The sequence below is a fragment of the Vibrio sp. 1751 genome, from assembly GCF_033339895.1.
Lineage (GTDB): Bacteria > Pseudomonadota > Gammaproteobacteria > Enterobacterales > Vibrionaceae > Vibrio > Vibrio alginolyticus.
On the sequence record NZ_JAWOVM010000012.1, the window covers coordinates 78,091 to 87,786 of the forward strand.

8 protein-coding genes are annotated in these 9,696 nt (G+C 33.9%); all 8 read left to right on the plus strand.

Annotated elements, in window-relative coordinates:
• The 8 genes from kdsB to R7041_RS06945 all read left to right on the plus strand — a co-directional run bounded on the left by kdsB (position 1) and on the right by R7041_RS06945 (position 9,493).
• The gene (kdsB, locus tag R7041_RS06910) at positions 1 to 735 is read left to right on the plus strand and encodes a 3-deoxy-manno-octulosonate cytidylyltransferase (protein WP_258512532.1); all 735 of its coding nucleotides are present in this window, start codon (positions 1 to 3) and stop codon (positions 733 to 735) included.
• 113 nt (positions 736 to 848) lie between these two features.
• Positions 849 to 2,561 carry a hypothetical protein gene (locus tag R7041_RS06915; RefSeq protein WP_262652093.1) on the plus strand — a complete coding sequence of 571 codons (1,713 nt, stop codon included), beginning with the start codon at positions 849 to 851 and terminating at the stop codon, positions 2,559 to 2,561.
• Positions 2,554 to 3,909: an O-antigen polymerase gene (locus R7041_RS06920; protein ID WP_262652094.1), complete on the plus strand. Its 1,356-nt coding sequence runs from the start codon at positions 2,554 to 2,556 to the stop codon at positions 3,907 to 3,909. Before R7041_RS06915 ends, R7041_RS06920 begins: the two co-directional genes overlap by 8 nt.
• 10 nt (positions 3,910 to 3,919) lie before the next feature.
• Positions 3,920 to 5,128, plus strand: coding sequence for a hypothetical protein (locus R7041_RS06925; RefSeq protein WP_262652095.1), 1,209 nt, complete (start codon positions 3,920 to 3,922; stop codon positions 5,126 to 5,128).
• 105 nt (positions 5,129 to 5,233) lie between these two features.
• Complete coding sequence (locus R7041_RS06930) at positions 5,234 to 6,400, plus strand: glycosyltransferase family 4 protein (protein ID WP_262652097.1); 1,167 nt, start codon at positions 5,234 to 5,236, stop codon at positions 6,398 to 6,400.
• Between the two features lie 29 nt (positions 6,401 to 6,429).
• Complete coding sequence (locus R7041_RS06935; protein ID WP_258512737.1) at positions 6,430 to 7,332, plus strand: ATP-grasp fold amidoligase family protein; 903 nt, start codon at positions 6,430 to 6,432, stop codon at positions 7,330 to 7,332.
• On the plus strand, positions 7,329 to 8,336 hold the full coding sequence (locus tag R7041_RS06940; protein ID WP_258512739.1) for an NAD-dependent epimerase: 1,008 nt from the start codon (positions 7,329 to 7,331) through the stop codon (positions 8,334 to 8,336). The genes R7041_RS06935 and R7041_RS06940 overlap by 4 nt, the downstream gene beginning before the upstream one ends.
• Positions 8,337 to 8,344: 8 nt before the next feature.
• On the plus strand, positions 8,345 to 9,493 hold the full coding sequence (locus R7041_RS06945) for a glycosyltransferase family 4 protein (protein WP_258512741.1): 1,149 nt from the start codon (positions 8,345 to 8,347) through the stop codon (positions 9,491 to 9,493).
• Positions 9,494 to 9,696 lie beyond the last annotated feature (203 nt).

Here is a 9,696-nt window from a genome sequence, read left to right on the forward strand (position 1 = left end):
ATGAGCCATGAAAAAACTTTTGCTGTCGTCATTCCAGCACGATATAAGTCAAGCCGATTCCCAGGAAAGCCACTTGCTGATATTTGCGGTAAACCAATGATACAACACGTGTGGGAGCGCTGCAGCCTAGCGGTAGGCGAAGAAAAGGTATACGTAGCAACAGATGATGAGGGTATCCAACGTGTAGTTAAAAGCTTTGGTGGGCAGGTAGTAATGACAAGTTCCGAGTGTCTGACAGGAACAGACCGTCTAGCTGAAGCGAACTTGCAGCTAGATTGCGACTTTATTGTCAACGTGCAAGGTGACGAGCCTCTCATTAATCCAGATGACATAAATACCGTAATAGATTCATTTTTGAATACTGGGAATGTTACCAACGCTATGTGTGCCATCACTTCAGAGCAAGAGTTTCGATCTTTTACTGTGCCTAAAGTGACATTTAGTCATTCCGGTAAGTTGCTATACATGAGTCGAGCAGGCATTCCTCAGACTAAAACCGGAGAATACAAGTTTGGTTACAAGCAGGTGTGTATTTACGCTTTTTCTAAAGAGCAACTGGCGTTTTATTACAGTAACAAAGTGAAGGCACGTCATGAACAAGTCGAAGACATTGAGATATTACGTTTTCTAGAATCAGACTACCCAGTTGACATGGTTGAGGTTGAAGCGGGATCTGTAGCAGTAGATACCCCAGAAGACCTAAATCATGTAATTAAGTTAATTTCAGAATCGTAATATATCAAATTGTACAGAATAATATTAGGTAATGATTCAGAATATAAGTCGATTAAGAAAAAGTAAAACATAAGAGATTTAAAATACTCTGAGAAATATAAGTGAAGCAGGACATGAAGTTAGGTGAAATATTAATTATATCTGATGGTTTCTATGGCAAAAATTCATTTAATGAGTACTTAGGGACGCCGAAGCAAAAGCAAAATCATTCCTATCGTATAACAGAATTAAATGAAAGAGTTCTTTCAAATGACAACGAAGGCAAAGTAAAAAAAACAATTTTTAGTCAGCTAAATAGGATGACAACTGTTGGGTTAAAATTGACTGATTACAGTACAATCGTTGAGAATATATTAAAAGATATACAAGAAAATAAATATAAAAATGTCAGAATAGAAGTTACTAAAAATAATATGGACTTGGCAAGGTTTGTCAAAGATTCAATAAATGAATTTGTTGATGTGGATATAAATCTTGTAAGACGAGAAAATTTCGTAGATTTCAGTATTTCTAGAAAGTTAAAACGTGATACATTTAAATCATTATTAATGCTTGTTGGGTTTATTGGAGTCTTATTGATTGGTTTTCTTTATAGTCTAATTTTTAGGCCGAGACCAAAAAAGAAAGTTGATTTATTTTGGATGTCTCTTGCAAGTAATATTTCTACTGTTGATGAGCCAATTATTTCCATGTTGCGTGATAAAGGTATGGTTATAATTAATCCTAATTTATCTTTGAGAAAAAAAATACAAGGAGTGAGTGTTTTTCCAGTTTTTTCTAAAGAATGGCCGATTCAATACAGTTTAATTAAAGATGTATTTAAAATTACATTTTGTTATAAGGCTAGAATTAACAGCATCGTAAATTCGATTTCTGTTGAAACCGGTTATGCACTTCCTGAGTTTAAGTATAACTCTAAATTATTTGATTTACTTATACATAATATAAGGACTTTGTTACTAGTTAATTTGGTGGAGCAATACAACAGCTCATACGACAAGTCATGTGTATTATTTCGTGGTGGTAATGCTGATGGATTAGTATATATTTCCAGCATGAAGAACTCTAAAGTATCACTGCTTCCTCATGCAACTGAATTTAGCTTGTTTGATCATAATAGTCATAAGTTTCTTTCTAGAAATTATTTATTATCAAGTAGTGTGGTTGATCATTGGAATGAGGACAGTCGACAAACTACAGTGAATATTCCTGTTGGTCGTCCATTTTATGATGTATTAATTAATCTTGTGGGAAGTAAAGACCAAAATAAAACAGATAATAAGTCGTATAAAGTTGGTATTATATTAACATATGGCACGAATGCTGAAATGACAAAGTTTGTTGATGATATTATTTCTGCTGTAAACCTAATTGATTCTCAAGCTGAAATAATTATTAAGCATAGGCCTAACGGTAAACATGATTTATCAAACAGTAAATATTTCGATAGCTTAATCGATTTTGAAGGTAATATTGTTGATTATTTAAAATATGTCGATGTAAATTTTGTTGGGGCTAACGCTGTCGGTACTGTTGGCAATGTGGGTAATGATGCAATTGTTTGCAATGTACCTACAGTTTTTTATTTTGGGGATAGAAAATTAACCAAAGGTGAACTGGGGTATAGTTGGAATAAGCACTATGAAGATATAGCTTTCTATAGTTTTGATGATTTAGCTTTTGCAGCAGAACATGGAGTGAAAGGATTAATATCAAGGTTTGAACATAATAAAGCAGAGCGTCGTAGAACACTAATTGATAATGAGTTAGAAGGTAAATCACACAAAAAAATAGTAGAAGATTTAGAGCGTTTTATTAATGAATAATATTAAGCTGATTTCTATAACTACTTTTTTAGGCTCTTTACTTTTGTCTGTACTTAATCTTTTATTATATTCTGAACGTACATTTGAAAGTAGTTCAATGATCATAGCATTCTGGTTCTTGATCTTTACACCGTTAGCGTTTTTAATTATTTTTGATAGATTAAGTTTATTATCTCCTAGCTTGTTCATTTCCCTGTCAATTGTATTGTATGAGATACCAAAAGTCACAATATATTCATACTTTACTACTTCTTCTCTAAATCCAGAGCGAAGTTTTATCTATACTAATGATGTCAACTTTGATGCGGTAATTAATTATCAATTATTCACGTTAGCTTTTGTTTTTATTTTGTTTATATCGGAGATTGTAATTAAAGAAGCTATTTTTGTAACTCAAAAAAGTTCTTTGATAAAACACGAAAATATATTTTATTTTTCTAAATACTTAAGTTACTTTAGTCTTGCTGCCTTGGCTGTAATAACTGTATATTTCTTGGTAAGTTCTGGATTTAACCCATTATTCTATTTGCTGAGGCGATCAAACTCTTTATTCTATTCTGATAATAGGTTTCCCTATTTTCTATTTATGCTAATTAACTTTATATTATTCATATCACCCTTACTTAGATTATATAGCGTTAGGTTATGGGTGGGGGTTTTATTATTAAGTGGATTACTCAGTTATTTAACTACAGGCAGTAGAGGATTCCTTATCTATGCTATTTTAGCGAACATAATAGCTTACATTTACGATACAAAAAAGCTACCTACTTTTAGAGTTTTTATAATCGGATTAATTATAATATCCTCATTTTCAGTACTTGGAGCACTTAGGCGAAATGCTGACACATTAGATTGGAGTAGCATCTACAGTAGTTCTGACTCATCTTCATTATCGGACTATCAAGCGCAAATGAGAGATGAGGTTATTTTTTCAAATATAGGTCATATTAATGATGAATTTTATTTAAGAACTATAACCATGCCTATATTTTCTTTCATTCCCAGAGAGCTTATTGGTGAACTAAAACCAGTGATGATTGATGGTTTAGTCGCACAGGAAATATTCGGAAGGTTCAATGTAGGGTTCCCAGTTAATATATCTACAGAAGTGTTTTTAAATTTCGGTTTTTTCGGAGTGTTGTATGCGTCATTTTTAGTTATGATCTCTTTGATATTACAAACATGGTGTGTTAATAGGGGGGTAATTAATATTTACATATCATTTATGGTTTTGAGTCAAACTTTTCTTAGCTCTAAACTGGTGTTCAGTGTCCAGTCATTATTAATGTTTTTTTTACTATATGCTTTTTTCTTGAAAATTGATTTGCGACTAAAACTGAAGTGAAGTAAATTATATGAATGTAATATATAGTTTCTCAGGAAATATACTATCATTATTGTCAAATTTTCTTTGGTTAACTATTTTTAATAGATCTTTTAATCTATCAAGTGTAGACTCATACTTAACGATTTTATCTGTCTCAGCACCAATTTTTGTTCTACTTAACCTTGACCTTCGCCGACTTGCTTCAATAGATGTAGAAGTAAGGTACAATAACTACGAATATCTTATCTTGCGAAGCTTATTTAATTCACTGGCTTCTTTTTTAAGCTTTTCTATTGTTTTAGCAGTTTATGACTTTGATATCCTACTACTATCTATTATTTTGGCATCTAAGGTCTTTGAAGCTATTTCAGACTTGGTTTTCGGTCTGTATACAAGACTGAACAACCATCGTTATATTCTTCTTAATAAAGCAGTTAAGTTTTTTATTACGTTTGCTGTTGTAATTATTTATGAAACTAAGTGGTTAATATTAGACTATAATAGTTTACTTTTATTGTATTTTGTTAGCTTCTCTATACCATTTTTTACGATTGATTTATTTTATATTATAAAACATTCTAGTAAAAGGCGCTTATACTATTCAAACATAAAGAAGCTATTTTTATCTTCAAAAGACTTAGGCATCGAAGCTTTTTTATTAACAATAGCTAGTTCTTATCCTGTGTTATTTCTAAGTTATTTTGGAACCGGTGGCGAGGTTACGTTTTTTGGTAGTATCGCTTATGTTGTTACTGCTTTACAAGTTACTTTTGCTTCCATTTTTTATGCGACTGCCGGTGACTTAAAGAGAAAGTTTGATAAGGATCCAAAACGAACACTACAAACTGTCAGGAAGGTGTCGTTAGTGACAGCAGTTTTGTTTTGCTTATTATCTGTATTATTTTCTGAACTAGTCACAAAATTGATTATATCATTATTTAAATGGGATATATCCTTAGAGCAGATACAAGTTCTACTAATATTACGTGTTTTTAGTTTGGTTTTTATTTTATTATCTTCAGTGTTTTCTTCGGTTCTATTATTTGATGGTGAACTGAAGATACAGAAAAAAGTTAGAGGGGTGAAGTTCTTTTTATTGCTCATGCTTAGTTTAATGGGATACTTATTTAATGGCGTAGATGTTGTATTATTGGCATTTTTTATATTAATATCTAACTTAATAGAGACTTCAGTTTTTCTTATATTAGTTAAAAGAAATATTAAAGGGTATGGATAAACATACTTTGGAAATTCCGTAATTTAATTAAGAATTATATTTTAAATGTTATATAGACTATCTATGTGATCTATTATTACACCTAGTGACTTTTAGGAGTGGACTTTGAAAAAAGCTCTGATTTTTGATCCTTACGCAGGGAATATTGCTGGTGCTCAAAAAGTAACACATAATGTGATTGATATCATAGCCAATAGATATAAGGTATTGGTCTATGTTAGGGAAAGGAAATCACAACACGTTGAAGAACATAAGAAAAAATCTTCCTGTAAAATTATTCCTTTAGAAAAAAACTTATCAGAATTATTTGGTAAAGGGACATCAGATTCAGATAGTAAAAATGGATTAACGTATAAGATAAATGCGTTATTTACTATTCTGTTCTTAAATGTGTTTTTTTTAATTGAAGTGCTAAAAAATAAACCTGAAATAGTGTACACGTACGATCCTAGGGGGCTAATTTTATGTGGGCTTTTTCTCAAATTAACCAATGTGAAGTTAGTTTGGCATTTACACGGTCCAATCAATTACAGTCGACTTCTTAAAAAATTAACAGTTTCTATCCCTGATGAAATTATTGTTCCCTCTAATTATATAAAGCGCTCAATTCAGGATGTTAAAAAGGATGCAGTTGTCGTCTACAATGGATTTGACTTTGAAGAAGTTCATAAAAGCAAGGGTAGCGATGTAAAAACGTTAAATTTCCTATATGTAGGTATGTTAGTTCCTCATAAAGGATTGCATGTGATTTTAGATGCGTTATGTAAATTGGAAAATAATGAAATACCTATAAAATTGAATGTAGTTGGTGATTATCTAGGGAGTTATTCTTCTGATTATAGAGAATATATTGGTAATCAAGTAAATAATTTGCCTGAAAACATTGTCGTCCAGTTTCACGGTTGGGTTACTGATACAAGTTATTATTATAATATCTCTGATGTGTTTCTTTTTTCTTCTGTCCTAGATGGAACTATGAGCTTAGGTAATGAATGTATTAGATTAAGGTCTAGTGAAGCTTTACCAACAGTACTAATTGAGTCACTTGCTTACGGGGTGCCTGCTATTGCAACTAATGCCCCAGGAGTTTCGGAGATAATAACTGATGTTACGGAAGGTGTCATTATTGATGAAGCAAAAATCGAATATTTTATAGATGCAATAAATAATACTATTCTCGAATTGGAAAATTATACGGTTAACCCTTATAAAACTCGAGAAAGGTTTAGCATAAAAAATATGAGAGAGAAAATCATCGGTGTTATTTATTAGCGGGAAAATTTGTATGGGTAGTGTAGGTTATGACTCTAAAGAAACAATTAAAAAATATAACTAGGGATGTCCTTAGGGCTGTTATTACTCCAAGGTTTTATAATAAAGCTAGGTTTATTATGGTCCATAAGTATTACCCAGATTTTATATATCCTGATACATTCTCAGAAAAAATATTTGCTCGAAAGCTTGATAAAGAATCATTAAAGTTTTCTTGTTATGTAGACAAGTACACAGTGAGAGAATATGTCAAAGAAACCATCGGGGAAGAGTACTTAATCCCTTTGATCTCGAAAACGACTCATGTAACACCTGACTTCTTTCACAACGCACCTAATAAGTTTGTTATCAAAACGAGTAATGGAGGTGGTGGTGAGAATGTTAAGGTAGTACTCGATAAATCAAAGTTAACAGATCTAAACGCATTATCATCACAGTTCAATCGTTACCTGAAAATAAAAATAGGAAAAAAGATTGATGAAAACTTCTATGATCTTGAAACGCCGCAAGTACTCATGGAAGAATTATTAATGCATAAAGATGGTTCTCTGCCATCTGATTACAAATTGCACATTTTTCAAGGGGACGATAGTAACCAGGAAAAAGTAATAATTCAGGTTGATAGTGACCGATTTAGTAATCATAAAAGATCACTGTATTTGGAATCTTTAGAAAAGTTAAGTTTTGCTATACAGCCAAAATATGAATCAATTGCTGATTCCTATGAGTTTCCCATTAATATGCCCGAATTGATTTCATTAGCAAAAAAATTAGCGAAACCTTTTAAATATGTTCGAGTTGATATGTATAACGTTGATGGAAAGGTTTATTTTGGTGAACTAACGTTTTGTCATGGTAGTGGTTGGGAGCCACTTTCAAGTAAAGATGCAGATGTCTTATTAGGTAGTTATTGGAAGGAATTTAATAAATGAAATATTTAGTAACTGGCGCTGCGGGTTTTATTGGTGCTAGAACCATTGAAGTACTTTTGGGCAAAGGTGCGAGTGTTGTTGGTGTAGATAATATTAATGACTACTATGATGTTAATCTTAAAGAAGCTCGACTACTGACGATCAACAATTGTGAACGATTCGAGTTTTTAAAGCTGGATCTCTCGGATCGACAAGCTGTGGCTGATTTCTTTGCTAACAACCAGTTTGATTGTGTCATTCACTTAGCAGCTCAAGCAGGTGTGAGATACTCTATAGAAAACCCGATGGCTTACGCGGATTCTAACTTAGTTGGTCACCTAAACATCCTAGAGGGTTGCCGACATTCAAAAGTTAAGCACTTAGTTTACGCATCGTCATCTTCTGTTTATGGCTTGAATCAAAAAACACCTTTTGAAACAAGTGATACGGTTGACCACCCAGTTTCTTTGTATGCAGCGACGAAAAAGTCAAATGAGTTAATGGCGCACTCATACTCGCATTTGTATGACTTGCCTACTACAGGGCTACGTTTCTTCACCGTTTATGGCCCATGGGGACGTCCGGATATGGCTCCTTTTATTTTCACTAAGAGGATATTAGAGGGTGACACAATCGATATAAACAACAATGGCGATATGTGGCGAGATTTCACTTACATTGACGATATTGTAGAAGGTATCGTACGTATTTCTGAAGTAATCCCTCAAAAAAATAATGATTGGACCGTTGAGTCTGGTACACCAGCTTCTAGCTCTGCTCCATATTCTGTTTACAATATCGGTCACGGTAGTCCTGTTAACCTTATGGACTTTATCACGGAAATCGAATCAGCTCTTGGTATTGAAGCTAAGAAGAACTTCCGCGAAATGCAGCCCGGCGATGTTTACAAGACTTACGCAGATACGTCTGACCTATTCGAAGCGACTGGCTACAAACCTCAAGTTGGTCTTAAACAAGGTGTTCAAGCCTTAGTCGATTGGTATTGCGAGTTTTATAAGGTTTAGGTTGTTAGATGAAAACAGTTGCGATTTCAGCGAATACAAGTTGGTATTTATATAATTTCAGAAGAAACACAATAACCGCATTATTAGATGCTGGTTATAAGGTTTTCGCAATAGCTCCTAAAGACGATTATTCATCAAAGCTCGAAGCATTAGGAGCCGAATTCTGTCATATCGACATTGACCAAGGTGGGACAAATCCAATTAAAGATATTGGTACATTTTTCTCCTTTATCAAAGTGTTTAAGAGTGTTAAACCTGATGTGGTACTTAACTTCACTCCTAAGAACAACATCTACAGTACGTTAGCTGGGCATTTTGTCGGGTCTAACTCCGTGAACAATATTGCTGGTTTGGGTATGGTTTTCATTAATGAATCTATCACTGCCAAGTTAGCTCGTTTTCTTTACAAGGTTAGTCAACGCAAAGCCGATAAGATCTTCTTCCAAAATGAAGATGACAGGAAGTTATTTTTAGATAACAAACTTGCAGATGTTTCGATTACCGATAGGTTACCAGGCTCTGGTGTCGATTTAACTCGGTTTACTCTTCAGTCAGCGGCTGATGATGGCGTTGTCCGGTTTTTATTAATTGCTCGTATGCTCTACGACAAAGGTATTGGGCATTACGTCGACGCGGCAAGAACACTTAAAGCTAAGTATGGCGACGGTGTTGAGTTTCAACTACTCGGTTTTGTTGGAGTAAATAATCCGTCAGCTGTCACAGAATCTGAAATGCAAGCATGGGTTGATGAGGGTATTGTGAATTACCTTGGCGTATCTGATTGCGTTGAAGAGGACATCGCGAAAGTAGATTGTATGGTATTGCCATCTTTCTATCGCGAAGGCGTTCCTAAGTCGTTGCTTGAAGCCGGAGCTATGGGCAAAGCTATTGTAACTACAGATAATGTTGGCTGCCGCGAAACTGTTGACGATGGAATAAATGGCTACCTGTGTGAGTTACGCAGTACAGATAGCTTGGCTGAAAAATTGGAATTAATGATTCAAATGACTCATGAGCAACGCTTAGAGATGGGGCGTCAAAGTCGCTTGAAGATTGAACGTGAGTTTGATGAGCAGATAGTGATTCATAAATACCTTAATGCGGTAAAAGAATGTTTGGAAGATAAAGAGTACGAATTTGTAGAAGAACACAAATAGAAGTGGCCCCCAATTTTCGGACATGACTTTAAGTGGTCGATCTGTTTTGATAGTACCCAACAATACAGGGACAGATTATGACTAGAAAACGTAGAAACCACTCTCCTGAGTTTAAAGCTAAGGTGGCAGGGCAATCGCATGAAAGTTCCCATTTTTAAAGGGCTCTCGTCAAATTAGTATCTTCTAATTTACAAGGCGTTTCT